At 67.9% G+C, this 16277-nt stretch carries 11 protein-coding genes and 5 pseudogenes; 7 read left to right on the forward strand and 9 right to left on the reverse strand.

Annotated elements, in window-relative coordinates; translation table 11 throughout:
• Positions 1 to 31: 31 nt before the first annotated feature.
• Entirely contained in the window at positions 32 to 484 is a 453-nt protein-coding gene (locus ACFQ8C_RS33035; protein WP_383464984.1) for an IS5 family transposase, read from the reverse strand.
• Between the two features lie 98 nt (positions 485 to 582).
• Here ACFQ8C_RS33035 and ACFQ8C_RS33040 point away from each other — a divergent pair.
• Positions 583 to 1397: pseudogene (locus ACFQ8C_RS33040) on the forward strand (IS5 family transposase).
• 4 nt (positions 1398 to 1401) lie between these two features.
• On the opposite strand, the gene ACFQ8C_RS33045 reads toward ACFQ8C_RS33040, so the two are convergent.
• Positions 1402 to 1656, reverse strand: a complete 255-nt coding sequence (locus ACFQ8C_RS33045; RefSeq protein ID WP_383464987.1) for a hypothetical protein — start codon at positions 1654 to 1656, stop codon at positions 1402 to 1404.
• A 2-nt stretch (positions 1657 to 1658) separates the two neighbouring features.
• Positions 1659 to 2111 carry a hypothetical protein gene (locus ACFQ8C_RS33050; RefSeq protein ID WP_383464990.1) on the reverse strand — a complete coding sequence of 151 codons (453 nt, stop codon included), beginning with the start codon at positions 2109 to 2111 and terminating at the stop codon, positions 1659 to 1661.
• A gap of 426 nt (positions 2112 to 2537) precedes the next feature.
• Between ACFQ8C_RS33050 and ACFQ8C_RS33055 the strand changes: the two genes are divergently transcribed.
• The gene (locus tag ACFQ8C_RS33055; RefSeq protein ID WP_383464993.1) at positions 2538 to 2846 is read left to right on the forward strand and encodes a hypothetical protein; all 309 of its coding nucleotides are present in this window, start codon (positions 2538 to 2540) and stop codon (positions 2844 to 2846) included.
• A 206-nt stretch (positions 2847 to 3052) separates the two neighbouring features.
• Here the strand turns inward: ACFQ8C_RS33055 and ACFQ8C_RS33060 are convergent.
• Together ACFQ8C_RS33060 and ACFQ8C_RS33065 are read right to left on the reverse strand one after the other, a co-directional pair.
• A pseudogene (locus tag ACFQ8C_RS33060) lies at positions 3053 to 3294 on the reverse strand (helix-turn-helix domain-containing protein); the annotation flags it as partial.
• Positions 3291 to 4074 (reverse strand): annotated as a pseudogene (locus ACFQ8C_RS33065) (DUF6879 family protein). The pseudogenes ACFQ8C_RS33065 and ACFQ8C_RS33060, both read right to left, overlap by 4 nt.
• A 1141-nt stretch (positions 4075 to 5215) precedes the next feature.
• Here ACFQ8C_RS33065 and ACFQ8C_RS33070 point away from each other — a divergent pair.
• On the forward strand, positions 5216 to 5569 hold the full coding sequence (locus ACFQ8C_RS33070; RefSeq protein ID WP_383464996.1) for a trypco2 family protein: 354 nt from the start codon (positions 5216 to 5218) through the stop codon (positions 5567 to 5569).
• Positions 5570 to 5612: 43 nt separating this feature from the next.
• On the forward strand, positions 5613 to 9302 hold the full coding sequence (locus ACFQ8C_RS33075; protein ID WP_383464999.1) for a hypothetical protein: 3690 nt from the start codon (positions 5613 to 5615) through the stop codon (positions 9300 to 9302).
• A gap of 268 nt (positions 9303 to 9570) precedes the next feature.
• Here the strand turns inward: ACFQ8C_RS33075 and ACFQ8C_RS33080 are convergent, their stop codons facing one another.
• Entirely contained in the window at positions 9571 to 10038 is a 468-nt protein-coding gene (locus ACFQ8C_RS33080; protein WP_383465002.1) for a hypothetical protein, read from the reverse strand.
• A gap of 725 nt (positions 10039 to 10763) precedes the next feature.
• Between ACFQ8C_RS33080 and ACFQ8C_RS33085 the strand changes: the two are divergent.
• Positions 10764 to 11643 (forward strand): annotated as a pseudogene (locus tag ACFQ8C_RS33085) (IS5 family transposase); the annotation flags it as partial.
• Positions 11644 to 11694: 51 nt separating this feature from the next.
• Here ACFQ8C_RS33085 and ACFQ8C_RS33090 read toward each other — a convergent pair.
• Both ACFQ8C_RS33090 and ACFQ8C_RS33095 read right to left on the reverse strand, forming a co-directional pair.
• Positions 11695 to 12408, reverse strand: a complete 714-nt coding sequence (locus tag ACFQ8C_RS33090) for an alpha/beta fold hydrolase (protein ID WP_383465005.1) — start codon at positions 12406 to 12408, stop codon at positions 11695 to 11697.
• A 110-nt stretch (positions 12409 to 12518) separates the two neighbouring features.
• Entirely contained in the window at positions 12519 to 12899 is a 381-nt protein-coding gene (locus ACFQ8C_RS33095; protein WP_383465007.1) for a hypothetical protein, read from the reverse strand.
• 89 nt (positions 12900 to 12988) lie between these two features.
• Here ACFQ8C_RS33095 and ACFQ8C_RS33100 point away from each other — a divergent pair.
• A pseudogene (locus ACFQ8C_RS33100) lies at positions 12989 to 13744 on the forward strand (IS5 family transposase).
• Between the two features lie 596 nt (positions 13745 to 14340).
• Here the strand turns inward: ACFQ8C_RS33100 and ACFQ8C_RS33105 are convergent.
• A complete protein-coding gene (locus tag ACFQ8C_RS33105) occupies positions 14341 to 14553 on the reverse strand; it encodes an EF-hand domain-containing protein (protein ID WP_383465010.1) in 213 nt (70 codons plus the stop codon).
• A 303-nt stretch (positions 14554 to 14856) separates the two neighbouring features.
• Here ACFQ8C_RS33105 and ACFQ8C_RS33110 point away from each other — a divergent pair, with 303 nt between their 5' ends.
• Complete coding sequence (locus tag ACFQ8C_RS33110) at positions 14857 to 16065, forward strand: IS701 family transposase (RefSeq protein WP_383465013.1); 1209 nt, start codon at positions 14857 to 14859, stop codon at positions 16063 to 16065.
• The last annotated feature ends 212 nt before the right edge of the window (positions 16066 to 16277 follow it).

Below are 16277 nucleotides of genomic sequence, written 5' to 3' on the forward strand. Positions count from 1 at the left end.
AGCTGGGTGACGTCGTTGCGGTTTCCGCCGGTCAGCGACACGGCGAGCGGGATGCCCTGTCCGTCGACGAGGACGTGGTGCTTGCTGCCCGGACGCGCTCGGTCGACCGGGCTGGGTCCGCTTTTGGGCCGCGTCGAGCGGCCCGGACGTGGCTGGAGTCGATCACCGCCCGAGACCAGTCCAGCTGCTTGGCCGAGCGTAGCTTCTTGAGCAGGACCAGGTGCAGCTGGTCCCACACGCCGGCCTCGTTCCAGGTCGCCAGGCGTCGCCAGCACGTCATGCCGGAGCCAAAGCCAAGCTCCTGGGGCAGGTACTCCCACTGGATGCCGGTGTGCAGCACGAACAGGATCCCGCACAGAGCCTGCCGGTCAGGAACCCGCGGCCGCCCCGACACCAGCTTCGGCGCCGGGAGGGGCAACAACGGCTCGACCAGCGACCACAGTTCATCCGACACGATCCACGGCCGGGAGTTCCTCTTCGCCACGAAGAGACCAACGAGCAACCAAGCAGACAGTCACATGATCAACAGCTTCTGTTAGGACCTCTTAGACGTCGTTTCCTTTGGCGGTTCAGTTCGTTGTGCTGGGCATGACGAGTCTTGCCGAGCGGTTGGTGCCCGATGAGTTGTGGGAGTTGTTCCGCAGGGTGGTGCCGGAGGCGGTGGTGATACGCCCGCAAGGAGGTGGCCGCCGACGGGCCGGGGATCGTGAGTGTCTGGCCGCGATCGCGTTCGTGGCCACGTCGGGCTGCACGTGGCGGCAGGTGCCGCCGTTGTTCGGCCCGGCCTGGCCGACGGTCTACCGACGTTTCGCCCGCTGGAGCAAGGAGCGGGTCTGGGTCCGCCTTCACCGGGTCATCCTGGATGAGCTCGGGGCCCAGGGGGACCTGGACTGGTCGCGTTTCGCCGTCGACTCGGTGAGCGTCCGGGCCCTCAAAGGGGGCTGTTGACCGGACCGAATCCGACCGATCGCGGCAAGAACGGATCGAAGATCCATCTCGTCACCGACCGGTCCGGCCTGCCGGTCGCGGTCGCCATCTCCGCGGCCAACACTCACGACAGTGTCGCCCTCCAGCCGCTCGTCGCGTCAATACCGCCGATCCGCAGCCGCCGCGGACCTCGCCGCAGACGGCCCGACAAGCTCCACGGGGACAAGGGCTATGACTACCCTCACCTGCGGCGATGGCTCCGCTCTCGCGGCATCACGCCACGGATCGCCCGCCGGGGCATTGAGACCTCACAGTGACTCGGACGCCACCGATGGGTCATCGAACGCACCATGTCCTGGCTCGCCGGCTGCCGCCGACTCCACCGCCGCTACGAACGCAAGCCGGAACACTTCCTCGCCTTCACCGCCATCGCGACCAGCCTCATCAACTACCGACGACTCACCAAGTGACGTTCTAGTCGGCGTCGCTGACGGCTGTGCGAGAGGAGCTCGTGGTCACGATGTCGATGGCGATACGCAGAGACGTCTCTTGCCAACCGAGCAATGCGCGAGTGATCGCGATCGACTGGATGATGCTCATGCCGCGTTCAGCCAGCAGATCCTGAACAGCTTCCATCCCTTCCCCCGCGAGGACGGGCCGGCATTGCTCGACGAGCGCGGTCCATCGCGCCGCTTCCTCGGGCCGCAGCCCGACGACGTGGTCGAACATGGCTAGACCTGCCTTCCTGAACTTGCGCGAGCGATGGTCCAGGGCGGGTGGCCGTGCCGCGCGGCGTGGGTTCGGAAGTCGAAGAAGCCCAGACCAGCGATCTTGCACTCGGTGTCGATCTCTTCGAGCGTCCAGCAGTGGTCGGAGTAGTCGTCGATGGCGACGCCGCCAGCTTCGAGGACGTGTGACAGGAGGTTGCGGATCTCAGCAGTACCGTCGATGTGGCTGGAGACGCTGACCAACAGGTCCCAGGTCGGGCGATGGTCGAGCGCGGAGTCCAGCAGGCGTACGTCCTCGGGATCCCAGCCGGCGAACAGGTGACCGTCCTGCTCATCCTCGAGGTCGATGTAGAGCTTCCCGTCCGTCCAGTATCCGTTCTTGCCGGGCATCAGCCGGTCAAGCCGTGCGGCTGTCGCGGTCGACTCTCCAGCGGGGAACACGTAGACGCTGCGCATGGGCGGAGCGTAAATGGCGACGCAGGGCTGCGGCCAGGGAGTTTCAACCCGGCCATAGATTGCCTTCGTCGATGGTGGCAGTGCGAGCGGCGACTTCGCTGAATGACAGATGTCGAGGTTCACCGTTGAGGTACGGCACTGCTGGCTGCCATCAGCTCCACTGCCGCTATGAACGCAAGCCGGAACACTCCCTCGTCTATCGACGACTCACCAAGTGAAACGACGTCTTATGAGGAGCGCTGGGGCGGTCTGGTCCTACCACCCGCATCTCGGTACGACGGCGGCCCGAGGTACCTCGAAGCAGACTCCCCTGAAGGCTCTGAATCTGAAGGTTGGTGGTTCGAGGCTGGGATGCAGAGGAGCGCGGTCCCGTACGGGTTCTGGATCGGTCCGTCTGGCGAGTTCGGCATTCGCTCAGGTCGGTGGGTGCCTCTCCATGCCACCGTCGAAGGCTGGGTGGAGTCGCTCGCGCTGACCCGCCACGCGTCCATGTGGGCGAAGCAGATCGTCAAGGTCACCGGCGACGATGTCGACGGCATCGTGCTGGACGGGTTCGAGCCGGTGCGCGAAGTGATGGGGCTGGCCGACACCTGGTGGCGAGGAGCCGACTCGCTGGTGGCAGTCTACACAGGTGAGGCCGAGGCCCTCTCCTTTCCGCAGGGCCGCACCGCGTTGATCTATTCCGGCTTGGATGAGTGGGGCCTGCGAGGAGGCGTCGAGGACAGCACCAGCTGAGGACATCAGGAGTGATCCAGAGTTTCGCCGGCGTCTGATCGGCGGGCCACCTCGGCTGTGTAGGTGGTTCTGACGGCTCCGGCTGACCATCGGTCGGCAGCGGCGGGGCTGATGCCGAAGAGCCGTTCGAGGACGCCCGCCGGCATCGTGGTGCAGATGTAGAGCAGGGCCGCGCAACGACCGGACTCGGAGGGAAGCCCGATCTTCCGGAGGCGGACGAGGGGTTCGTCGGTTGTTTCGGGGTGTCCGGTGGCGTGGGCCCAGGCGGTCAGGTCGTCGGGACGGGCGGTTGGGCGGCCGGCTTCGAGTCTGTAGATCTCCGAGCGAGGCCAGCCGAGGCGTTGGGCGCGCTGTGGTCCGGTGAGCCGGGACCGCCGGCGGCGGTCAGAAGCAGCTCTCGCAGGCGGGTGCCGAGGGTTTCGCGTGCTTGTTGGTAGTCCGTGCTCACCGGTGCTGGCGTCTATTCGGTACGGAGGCGGGTGGTGAAGGTGTCGTAGGGCAGGGATGCGGCAGGAATGCGGCAGTGGCGGCGACGCGGACTTGGACGTAGCGCAGAACCTCGGCGGGTTCGGTGATGACCTCGATGTCGTGGAGGACGTCCTGGCCGTCGAAGCGGAGGACGGCGACGAGGCGGGAGTCGAAGATCCAGAAGTCCTCGGCGGGCAGGAGGGCGGCTTCGGCGTCGGTGCGCCACAGGGCGCGGGCATCCTCGCCAGTGGCGGCGTTGCAGTGGGCGTAGGACAGGAGGAATCGCTGGCCGGGAGTTGACGGGTTGTCGACGATGCGGACGCGTCCGGCGTACTTTCCGTCCCGGGACTGGGTGGTGGTGTTGCGGCACCAGTCGCCGTCCAGGTCCATCGGTGCCCTGCCGGTGCGCAGGAAGGCGGCGTAATCGTCGTCCTGTTCGTCGGAGGCGTAGCGGCCGCGGGTTTCCAGGTGCCATGCGGCGTGGTCGACGGTGTGGAAGAGCTGTCCGAACTCTTCCAGGGTGATCAGCTTCGGCACCCTGTGCGTCTCTTTGGGGCGTGGTGGACGAGGAGCTCGCGGGGGACGACGCCCGCCGCGTCCTGGGGCCGAAGTGCCGTAGCCGTGCGAGGTCGTCCGGGTCGGTAAGCGGCCGGCCCTGGACGATGACCTCGCCGGTGTCGGCGTCCTCGTGCAGGGCGGGGCAGCCGCCGTTCTTGCTGCCGGTGCCGGTGCCGGTGCCGGTGAAGCGCAGGCGTCGCATCGTGGGTACTCCCCCGGCCGCTGTCGCTGATGTCCCCCACCAGCCTGGACACCGTCGCGGAGCGGCGCCATGGCCTTCGGCCGCCTTCGTGCGCCCAGGCGAGACCATCCGGCCAGAATCCGAGAACATTCGAGAACACGGCATCGCTCGCGCTACCAACAGGCGCCTACCGTCTGGTCATGCCGAAGCGATTCAGCAGCCGGGTAAGACACCGCACCCACGGCCCGACCCCAGACACCGGCGCACGTATCCACTCGCTCGGCACAGTCGGCGGCCAGAGGTTCCTGGGCCGTCTGCCGCATCCGTGGACGAGCCAGGGACGTAAGCCCTGTGTACGTATACGTCGACGAGCCGGCCGCGGAGAGACAGCGATGACACTGACACCGGCCTGCGAACTGGACGTCCACATCTCCTGCCGTACAGCCGAAGTCGTCGTCCACGGCATCACCATCGTCCGCGCCAAAACCTGCGACTGCCCCTGCCACCACAGGAGGAGCAGGAAGCAGGAGGAAGACGCGCCTGCAGTCCGTCCCGCCCAACGGCGGTACACGAGAAGGTGACCGCCCCGCACCAGGAGGGGGGTCCGGGCGGGGCGGTCACGAGGCCGTCCGCACGTGGGCGGGGGAAGACCATGTGGGGACGGCCTCGGGGCGTTATCCATGCGCTCCGCCACGCCGCCTACCCCCACCCCACACACTCATGCGCACACTCCCCGACCGAAAAGCCAGGGCCTGGGGCGGCTGCCTCGATGCCCTCGTAGTCGGCTTCCGGTCTGCCCCCGTCCGGCCGGAAGCCAGCCGGGAGATACGGTCACTCGGCCGTCACCGCCAACATCCAACTCGGCTCGGCTCGGCTCGGCTCGGCTCGGCTCGGCTGCCAGTGATGAGTCCGCAGGGGCCCGACTCCCGCCATCACTGTGATGTATGGTCTGCGGCACTGGCGCGCGATGTGACGAGAGACCGTGCCGGGGTCACACCGCCTCCCCTCCCGGTGCCTTGCCTGGGCGTACTGCTGCGCTGAACAGTCCTGGCAGCACGTGCCGGAGTTTCAGGTTTCGCCTGCGCAGGTGAGGCGTCATCAGGAAAACTGCGGGTCAGGCTGATCGAGTGCGCCGTCCGCGGGTGGGGGTGGAGGGGTAATCGTGGCGAAGGTGATGCTGTCCGAGGCGGTGGCGGAGCTCCGCGAGGAGCTGTACAGGGCCGCGGATGCCAGCCCCGGTGAGCAGTTCCGGTTCGAGGTCGAGCAGGCCGAGCTGTGTCTGGAGGTGGAGTTCCGTAAGGACGGCAACGGCAAGGTCAGCGTCGAGGTCGGCGCCTTCGGCACCAAGGGTGGTGTGGAGGCCGGGGGCGGGGGCGGGGTCACCCACCGGCAGACGCTGACCCTGACGCTGAACGTCCGCGACGAGGCCCTGGGCGGACAGCCCGCCCGCATCCGCCGCCAGAATGTGCCCGGCGGCCGGCCGGGAGCCGACACCCCGCCCGGCGGCGACGCCTGAACAGTGACGAACCCAGAGGCGCAGGCGTACCGGGAGAACGACAGTGGACGCGCAGAGAACGGTCTACATCAAGCCCGACCAGCCCGTGGGCGGGTCGGGGTCGGGATATCTCATCGGGCCCCGGCTGGTACTGACCGCACTCCACGTCGTCCACGACGACGGCATCCGCGCGGAAGGCGCCACCGTCTGGGTCGGACACCCCCGCACCGACACCGGAGTCCACCAGCGCACCGCGACGGTCATCTGGCCGGCCACTGACGCCGGCCCCGACAGCCCGGACGTGCCGGACGTCGCGCTGCTGTATCTCGACTCCGCAGCCGACGAAGGACACACGTCGGCCGTGCGCTGGGGCCAGCCTCAGGGTGCTGGTCCCCTGGCCTACTCGGGGATCGGGATTCCGGCGTTCTCCACCACTCCGGGTGGTGCCGTCCAGTACGAGAGCCTCCGTGGCGAGCTCGCCCCCCTGACCACCGCCAGCCGGCGCTGGGTCCTGGACTGCAAGGTCTGGCCCGCCGCCGCGCGGCAGAAGGAGCGCCCCTGGGCGGGTGCCTCCGGCGCCGCCATCTTCAGCGGCGGACACCTTGTTGGTGTCGCTGTCGAGTACGGCACCGGCATGGGCGAGCGGCGCCTCACCGCCGAACCCGTCCACCGCCTCCTCGACGACCCCGGATTCACCGCGGTGCTGGCCGAGTACGGCTTTCCCGGCACCCGGCACAGCGCCGGCGTCATCACCGCCCCCGCCGGTGAAGCGACCGGGGTGGTGTGGCCGCGGCAGTTCGGCACCGTCCCCGGACTCGCTCCATCTGACTCACCGGTGCCCTCATGCTCGTCGGACGGAGCCGTACCTGCCGTATCCGCCCACCTCATTCCGTCCGCCCCAGCACCCGTCGTGGCCACCGTGCCGCGCTTCTCAGGTGTCCCGGCACGAGTGGCGCAGTTCCTTGGCCGCGAGGAGGAACTGCACCGGCTGAAGGCGGCGGTGTACGAAGACCGGGCCGCGGTCGTCACCCAGGTCGTCCACGGTCTCGGCGGTGTCGGCAAGACGGCCACCGCGACGGAGTTCTGCCACCGCTACCGCTCCGACTTCGCGGTGGTGCGCTGGATCCCCGCGCACTCGCGGGAGGTCGCCGTGGAAAACCTGCTGTCCTACGCGTCGCTTCTGGGCATCCCTACGGTGGGGGTCGCTCCTGCGGACGTGGTGCAGCTGGCCTATCAGATCCTCGCCGAGCATCCGGGCCAGGTCCTGCTCGTCTTCGACAACGTCGACCAGCCCGGCTGGCTGGAGCCGCTGCTGCCGACGGAGAGCGGGATCTCCGTCATCGTCACCTCGCGCTACCAGGGGTGGGACGCAGAGGGTCTGCGTACGATCGCGCTCGACACCTTCTCCCTCGACGAGTCCGTCGACCTGCTCCTGGCCGTCGCGGGCAACAACGACCGTGACGGCGCCGTGGAACTGGCCGGCCATCTGGGAGGCCTGGCCCTCGCTCTGCGCCAGGCAGGCGCGTACTGCCGCCGGCAGCGCATGGGCTTCGGCGCCTACGGAGAAGCCCTGCAGGAGAACGCGGCCGAGCTCTACGCACGCAACCCCGCCCGGATCCAGCGTGGTCTCGGGCTCGATGCCGACTTCACCATCCGGGCCGTCCTGGAGACCTCGCTCGCCCAGGCAGGACGTGAGGGGCCCCTCGCCACCGTGCTCCTCCACGTGAGCGCTCACCTGCCCGCTACCGGGATCTCCACCGAGTTGTTCCTCGCCCCGAACGCCGTCAACGAGGAACTGCTGCGGTTCGGCGATGAACTGGCGGTTCGAGAATCTCTCGCGGCTTTGGAACGGTTGTGGCTCCTGGAGCCGACGGAGACCTCGGACGAGGGTGTCACGACGTTCAACGTCCACCGTGTCATCCAGCATCTGTGCCGGACGATGTCCGGGGAGCACCGCGGGCTCTACGCCGAGCTGGCCGTCCGGCTCGTCCGGCGAGGAGGCTTCGGCTGGGAGTACACCCTGTCACCGGGCGGAGAACTGGTCGTCTGCCTGGAGCGCGGGTCCGGACGCCTCTTGGCCCACCACACCGCTCGCTCGGCCACCAGCAGCGAGTTGCTCTTGCCGTACGGCGCGGCGGATGTCCCGCTGTCCGTCGTCGCCGAGGCCGAGGCCGTACAGGCGACCTACTCCGATCGGACGGTGCGGTGGCGACTCGGCGACGGTGGCACCGTCGCGGGGCGGGAGGCCGTGCCGGGCACCACCGTTCCGACCACCGCTGACGAGGGACGGCCCGTCTGCCGGCTCACCGACCCCAGGCCATTCGTCACCGCCTCCTCGGAAGAGAACGGCGAGGAACATCTGGTCCGCCTGCCGAACGGGGACGTGCTGCGACTGGCCTGGTACGGCGCCGGCTTCTTCCGCGTCATGAGGGATGGACATCCCGATGTCGCCTTGGACCCGGGTTGGTACAGCAGACGCACCGTCGAGGCCCCGCCGATCGTCGATCCCACCGGGCAGTGGCTGGTGATCTCGATGGAGACCACCAAGCACGTGGATCACGGCTGGCTCGCAGCCGTCAGAATCGCGGATCTCTGGGACAAGGCGGAGAACCGGAGCGACACCGAGGCCGAGACATGCGAGGAGGACGAGGACAGATCTGTCGTGAGGGCACGAGAGCTGCACCCTAACGGGCGTCCGTACGAAGAGCTCGACGACGAGTCCGAAGTCGACCCGGCCGACGAGAACAGAGGCGGCGCCACCTATCACTCCGTCACCGACATGTGCTTCAGTCTCGCCGGAGACCGCCTCTACCTGATCGACAGGGCCTCCATTCACTGCTGGTCCTGGCCGGACTTCGCGTTCCAGTGGCGCATCCGGAGGCCGGAGCTGTGTGTGACCGTACGCTCCATTCCTCTCGGGCGCCGGGTCGTCCAGGCCGTGTCCGTCCGCAGCTCCGGGTACGACCGTCTGGTTCTCGACGACGGAGAGATCATGGACCTGCGCCAGGACGATCTGTGGAAGAGCCGTCGGGGCATCGTCGAGCACGCGCTGGCGGTATCGCCCATGGACGGCTCGGTGCTCACCGCCGGCGGCATCTGCACACCCTCCAGGGAGACCATCGCCGCATTCGCCCCTGAGCCGCCGATCACCTCGGCAACCGGCCTCGGCGACGGCGGCTTCCTGTGCCTCGACGCGCGCGGCATCCTCCTGCGCCTCGACGGCACGGGGATCGTGCAGGTCTCCGCCGACACGGGCAGACCGGGAGCCCGCTTCCTCGCCGCCCATTCGTCGGGGCTGGTCTTCGCACTGACGGACGACCGGAGCGTGGTCACGGAATACGTTCTTGACGGTGGCGAACTGCGGCCGGTCTCCGAATGGAACCCTCACAAGGAGGGACCGTTCGACCACCAGTTCGACGCGAAGACGCTGCGGGAATTCCGCAGCCAACGGGCCGTCACCGCAGCCGCGTTCATGACACCACACGACATGGTCGAGGGCATGGGCAACGGAGAGATCCGGTTTCCGGAGTGGTACCTCTACCGCAGAGGAACGCCCGTGACTGCGCTGGCCGCCGAAGCTGACACGGTGATCGCGGGGTTCGCAAACGGCCATGTGCTGGCCTACGCGGACCGGTCGCTGTATTCCGCAAAGCTCTTCCCCGTGGGGGTGTCCCACGTACTTCCACGCATCGGCAGCCGCCGCTTCACCGCTATCTCGGAGGGCGGCGACGTCGCCGTCGTCACCTGGCACTGAAAGAGTGAGCTCTTTCAGGGTGGCCTTCTCCTCCCAGCTCAACCTGAAGGGCACCTGTACCGGTGTTCCGCGTCATTCACAGAACGCGGGCCTTCGGCCGCATCGACATCAACACCCACCCCCTGTGTGACGCCAATCCCCACGACCCGGTTGTGGTCATGGGGACCGACGTCACACGAGGAGCCGGACTGGCCGACAGCGTCCCTGCCACGGGAAGGCGGCCTCCACCGCCCCGGTCTCTTCCTGGTTTTCGCCTTGTCAGGGTGTCCTACTTGACGAGGGTGACCCAATGGGGGTTGGTGTCCTGCGCCACGCGGTGGATCTGAAGCTTGGCCAGGCCGCAGCTACCGGACCCGAACCAGGCCTCATCGATCCACACGTCCTGGCCGAGGTAGCCGGTCAGGTTGATGTACGACGCGGAAGTCGGGGATCCGCTGGAGGTGTTGTAGGGCAGGCATCCTCGGAAGCTGTGGCCGCCGGAGTAGGAGCCGCTGTAGGAGATGTGGTGGGTGCGGCCGTTGTTGAGGAGCCGCTGGATCCGCATGGTCTGGTTGAAGCCGGAGCCGGTCTGGTAGCGAGGGGTTTCCGCACTGGGGATGGACGTGTAGTAGTACACGCACACGTTCCCGGGCTTGCAGCCCCAGACGGTGCTGCTGCTTGCCTGAGCGGAGGACGTGAGGCCGAGGGCGAGGGTGGCGGCGGCCAGAGCAGTGCCGATGATGCTGCGCTTACGCATGGCGAGGGGTGTTTCCTTTCGTACGGCTCCCGGCGGAGCGCGGAGGGGGCTCAAGCCACCGTGTCCGGGCGCGTGGCCCTGACGCGGCGGGCAGGGGAAGTGGTGTCGTCGCGTCTCCAGGGGCGTGTTCCGGCCGGGACTTTATGGACGAGTCCTTGAAACCCAGGGTGTCGGCCTGGGCCTTGCCGTCGAACACGATGCCCCGGATGGCGTGGACGTCGTCACAGATGGGGTGGCCTTCGAACTCGGTGTTGGGGTCTATGGGCTCAACCCCGCCTCCGTCGCGACCCGCCTCGTCTGCGTAGATGAAGAACAAGCTCAGGAGCACGATCCTCGTGCCGAGGGCGGCACACCGCTACCTACAACGTTTCAGGTTCCCCCGCCTCTCCCCACCGAGCGAGGATGCCCTCGTGGAACTCCGCAGGGTCTTCTCGGCCTTGGCTGCCGGGGCAGGGCCTGCTGTGATCGCGTCGACCGGCACGGCCCGGGCCTGTGGCCCGGATCCGGAGGTGTACAACCTCCTGCAGGGCCCGATAACTGCCCCGCACGCATGACGACGACGTGGAGGGCACGTCCTTCCGGAAAGATGTCGGCGGCACCGGGCTGCGCAGCCTCCTGCATCACATGCGGAGGCGTGTCGGGAATACGGAGTTCCACCCGTACGACGGCTGTGGAAGTAGGGCCTGCACCGAAAGTGGATCTTTCTCCATGAAGGTTCCTCGCTCATGGGGCGGGGTGATCTCGCCGATGAACAGTGGGCGGTGCCGGAGCCGTTGCTGCCGACGGGGACGAAGGCGGGGCGGCCGCCTGTCCGGCCCCGGCGGCAGTTGATCGACGGCATACGGTTCCGGGTCCGAACGGGCGTTCCGTGGCGGGATGTGCCCGTCGAGTACGGCCCGCGGGACAGGATCTACGACTTGTTCCGCCGATGGCAGCGAAACGGCACCTGGCACCGGACCTTCGGCCGGCTCCAGTCCCTGGCTGATGCGAACGAAGGGTGCGATCGTGTGGGATCTGGGCGTCGATTCCACGGTGTGCCGCGCCCATCAGCACGCGGCTGGAGCCCGGAAGCAGGGTGACCTTCAGAAGGAACCGCCGGATGGTGTCTTCACCGAGCCCGGTGATCATGGACTGGGACGCTCGCGCGGCGGGTTCACCACCAAGGTGCACCTGGCCGTCGAGCAGGGCCGGAAGCCCATGTCGATCGTGGTGACGGCCGGGCAGCGCGGCGACTCACCGCAGTTCGAACCCGTGCCGAGGAAGGTCCGCGTGCTCCGCATCGGGCCGGGCCGGCCGCGCGTCCGTCCCGATCGGGTGCGTGCCGATAAGGCGTACGCCTCCCGCAAGAACCGCGCTTACCTGCGTCGCCGGGGGATCCGCTGCACCATCCCGGACAAGGTCGACCAGGCACATCACCGAAAGCAGCGTGGCTCGCGCGGCGGCCGGCCGCCAAAGTCCGACCCGGTCGCCTACCGTGAGCGCCACGCGGTCGCGTGTGGGATCAACCGCCTCAAGAGGTACCGCGCCGTCGCCACGCGATACGACAAGCCAGCGGTCCGCTCTGAGGCAACCGTCCTCATGGCGGCCATCGACGAATGGCTGCAACCAGCACACATCAAGCGCGTCCCAAACCGTCCCACAGGCATGGAGGTGCTCTCACTCCACGGCAGCATCGAGGAGAATCCGCGCCAGCTCGCGCGGTTGGGAGAACATCGGCCAATGGCCGGTGTCCATCTTGACCAGCCGCCAGCGCTTGCTGTTCAGCAGCTCGGCCACATCTTCGTCGGGCTCGGCGTCGTCGGATTCGGCCCCCGGCATCACGCAGAGGATGTATGTCGCCGGAAGTTCACCGAGCGGCCCCGCCAGCACAGCGGGCTCGGTCAGCGTGGCACCTGGGTGAGGCGTCGAGCCACGCACGAGGCGTGCGATCTGCTCATCGGTGAGACCTTCGCCGTCGTAGTGAGCAGCTGGCGCGAGCGGCCAGAACCCCCCGTTCTCGGCGATCGATGCCTCCACCGCCTCCCCACCGTCCGGCCAGGCGGAGACAAACGACTTGCCGTCAGCTGGAACACTTGAATCGACGAATACCACGCGGGCCAGTCGGTCACCGATCCGCTCCGCGGCCTGACCGGCCGGGATGCCCGAGTAGCTGTGACCCACCAGGACTACGTCACGCAGACCCTGGCGTTCCACCTCGGCAACGATGTCCTGGACGTGAGTCGCTTGCCCCGCCGGTACACCCCGCTTGTCAGCAAGACCGGACAGCGTCAACGGATAGACACCGTGGCCGGCCGCACGCAGATACGGCACCACCTCGCCCCACGCCCACGCCCCGAGTCGTGCACCCGCAACCAGCACGAAATTCACCATGCCCGCACCGTAGCCGGGCAGCCTGACGATCTCCTAGAAAATACTTTCGATACACGGCCTACTTGCCCGTCGGATGGCCGTAGACGCTCGGAGTGGGGACGACCAGCTTGTCAGGCTGGCCAGCTGAGGCGGCCGTCCACGATGACCGGGAGAGACGTGGGCATCTCGTCGGCGACCCAGGCGAACTCCAGGGCTGCGAGCGTGGCTCCCTGGTCCGTCCAGACGAGGATCTCGCCGACGTAGGCTCCGGACGGGTCATGGACTTCCGCGTCCACAGGCACGAGCTCTTTCGGCAGTCCTGCATGCTCGCAAGGTTCCCGCACCTGCAGGTCGACGCTCACGGAGTCGGGCCCCCAGACAGCGATCACCTCGGTGTGGTCCAGCTGACTCCGCAGTTGCGACGCGCCGGCGAACTCCGCCGACAGGACGTGGTGAAGCACTGCGCGCTCGTCGGCGTTCAACGGGCGCGGGTCGACGGAAGGAGGAGCCATGTGCCCATTCTGAGGTGGCGGAGGCAATCAGCCCAACGCCTACACCGACCGTCGCCGGAGGCCGCCCCGCAGCGGCATCATGATCGTTCATGGGTGGGGATCTGTCGCAGCGGCTCGTGCCGGATGATCTATGGGCAAGGGTCGAGCCGGTACTGCCGTCCTTCCGCTCGCGCTCGCAGGACGGTGGCACCGCGCCGATCGACCAACGTGCCGTGTTCGCGACCGTCGTGTACGTGCTGACCAGCGGGTGCGCGTGGCGGTATCCTCCACCGCCATTCGGAGTGTCGCCGGCGACGGCTCACCGGAGGTTCTCCTTCTGGGCCTCATCCGGAGTGTGGCGTCGGCTGCACCGGGTGGTTCTGGACGAGACCGGAGCCCGCGGCAGACCGGACTGGAGCTCAGTGATCGTCGACGCGGCCTCGGTGCGCGCGAGAAGGGGGTTCGCTGACGGGGCCGAATCCGATCGACCGAGGCAAAGCAGGCAGCAAACTGCACGTTCTGACCGACGTACAGGGACTGCCTGTGGTCGTCGGGGTGCCCGCCGCGAACGTCAACGATGTCCAAGCACTTCGCCCGCTCATCCTCGGGATCCCGGCCGTCCACTCACGCCGCGGCCCCCGTCGGAGACACCCCGACAAGACCCGGCCGACAAGGCGTACCACTCGACACGGATCGCCCGGCCAGGCGTGGAGTCCTCCGAACGCCTCGGAAGACACCGATGGGAGATCGAGAGGTGGAAGATCGAGAGATCGATCTGCTGGCTCTTCGGATACCGCCGCATGACCGTCCGCCATGAACGCAAGGGCAGTCACTTCCTCGCCTTCCTCGGACTCGCCGCAGCATGACCTGCTACAAGAAGCTCTCCAAGATCGCCACGTGAGACAGCATCCAAGGCGGCTGACATGCCGGAACGGCAAAGGAGCCCGGGAACCAGTCGGCCGCGGCGCCGACGCCTCGGCCGACTCCGGCAGCGCCGGGACCACCAGGGCGTACCGGACCGGTCGGCGCACAGCCTTGTCGGCAGAGCTGTGGTGCAGGGGCCAAGGGGCGTGGCGGTCCTCCTGGGGCCCGGGCGAATCACGAAGACCGAGCACCTGCTGCGGGTGGTCGACCCGGTCGACGACACCTACCGCCGGCAGATGAACCGACAACTCACCGTGCGGGAATCCCGACACAGCTCGCCAGGGACGTGGGTCAGCACACTCACACCACGACCATGATCGTTCTCGGCGTCAACCGCTGTACCGATGCTCCCCGAGGCCGCCCTTGAAACGGTCGGGTTCGAATCCCTCACGGTTGACCTGGACGACGGCCGCACCGTCGGCGGGCCGGACGCGAGCTCCGACGAGGCCTGGACAGCACACGCACCACGGCGCCCGTACCGAACCGGTGCGGGCGCCGCCGTGATCCCTGCCGCAGGAGTACGCGGCAGGGCGATCGGTCAGGCGAAGAACTTCTTGAACTCGGTGAGGGTGATCCGCCGATCGCCGTCCTCGTCTGCCCCGCGGACGAAGTCCGCGAGCTTCACCCCGTCGACGACACCGCCGTTGGCCTGCCCGTAGTCCCGCAGCTCACGCAGACGGATCTCCCCGTTTCCGTCCGCGTCGATCTCCGCGAACACAGCCTCGGCCTCGGCCTCGGTCATCTTGCCCATCGATCCTCCTGAGTACGTGTACGGAACACCCTGACGCCTCGGAGCAAGCGGCCAGCAACATGACACGGGACCCCGCGCCGGATTCACCACATCGAGGAGCACCTCGCCGACATGCCGCCATGCGCCATGCGCCATGCGCCATGCGCCATGAATGACGTTCGAGACCAAGAGGCGGCCAAACGCCTATACCACCGACAAGTAGCCATCGGTAAGGCGACCCACCGCCCCAAGAACAATCACTGCGCTAGTAGTGCTTTGTTAGGTGGTCTTGTCGTGGTGGGTGGTTGGTAGTTCGCTGGCTGTATGAGGGCTGGGGAGCTTGCTGCGGTGCGGGGCCGGTTGGAGGAGTTCGCGGCGGAGGTGTTCGCGCCGTTGGCGCGTCGGGACCAGCGGGCGAAGGGCGCTTTGTATCTGCGGGGACTGCTGCTGGACGGACGCAGGAAGTCGATGCAGCCGATGGCTGAACGGCTCGGTGTCGATCACCAGCAGTTGCAGCAGTTCATGACGACCTCGACGTGGCAGGTCAGGGACGTGCGGGCCCGGCTGGCGTGGCGGGCGGTGGCCGCCGTGCAGCCGCAGGTGTGGGTGGTGGACGATACCGGCTTTCCCAAGGACGGCCGTTCTTCGCCCGGGGTGGCCCGGCAGTACTCGGGAACCCTGGGCAAGGTCGGCAACTGCCAGATCGGTGTCAGTGTCCACGCCGCCTCCGAGGAGGCTTCGTGCCCGTTGTCCTGGCGTCTGTTCCTGCCCGCCGCCTGGGACGGTCCCGACGCCCAGGCCCGCAGGCAGGCATGCCGGATCCCCGACGATGAGGGCCACCGGCCCAAGTGGCAGCTCGCCCTGGACATGCTCGACGAACTCGCCGGCTCCGGGCTGCGGCCCGCTGTCCTGGTCGCCGACACCGGCTACGGCGCGAACGCCGACTTCCGCCACGGCCTGGACGAACGCGGCCTGGCCTGGGTGCTGCAGGCCAAGGGCGAGATGACCGCCCACGGCCAGGACGCGGTGCCGCACCAGCCCGAATACGGCGGGCTCGGCCCCAGGCCGCTGCCCCGCTACCGCACCCGGCCCGTGTCCTTGCGCGAGCACGTACTGGCCGCGGGACGCGGCCGCGGTCGGACCGTGACCTGGCGCAAGGGATCGAAGGCGGCGATGAGCTCGCACTTCGTGTTCCTGCGCGTCCGGCTCGCGGGCCGTCGCCCGAAACCGGCCGCCGACGGCACGATCGGGTTGTCCTGGCTGATCGCCCGGTGGCCCGAGGGCGAGCGTGAACCGGTGCAGTACTGGATCTCGAACCTGCCATCCGATATTCCTGCCAGGGATCTGGTCCGGCTGGCGAAAGCCCGGTGGCGGATCGAGCACGACTACCGCGAGCTGAAAACAGCCCTGGGCCTGGACCACTTCGAGGGCCGTTCGTTCGCCGGCTGGCACCGGCACGTCACCCTCGTCACCGCCGCCCACCTGTTCCTGACCGAACAGCGCAGACACCCAAAAGCCCCTGCCAGGGCCTGACCCTCTACCAGGCCCTGGACCTCCTCCAACAGCTCATCGCCACCTGGACCGGCACCTGCCCCACCTGCCGACAGACCGTCCCATGGCAGCCCTACGACACCACCTAACAAAGCACTACTAGTGACCTGAGTCAGAGATTCGTCGGCAGTAGGCGGCGACTTTGTCGAGGATCTCGTCGGCGGTCTTCGTCCAGACGAACGGTCTGGGGTGCT

The organism is Streptomyces sp. NPDC056503 (genome assembly GCF_042794995.1).
In the GTDB taxonomy this organism is placed as follows: Bacteria; Actinomycetota; Actinomycetes; order Streptomycetales; family Streptomycetaceae; genus Streptomyces.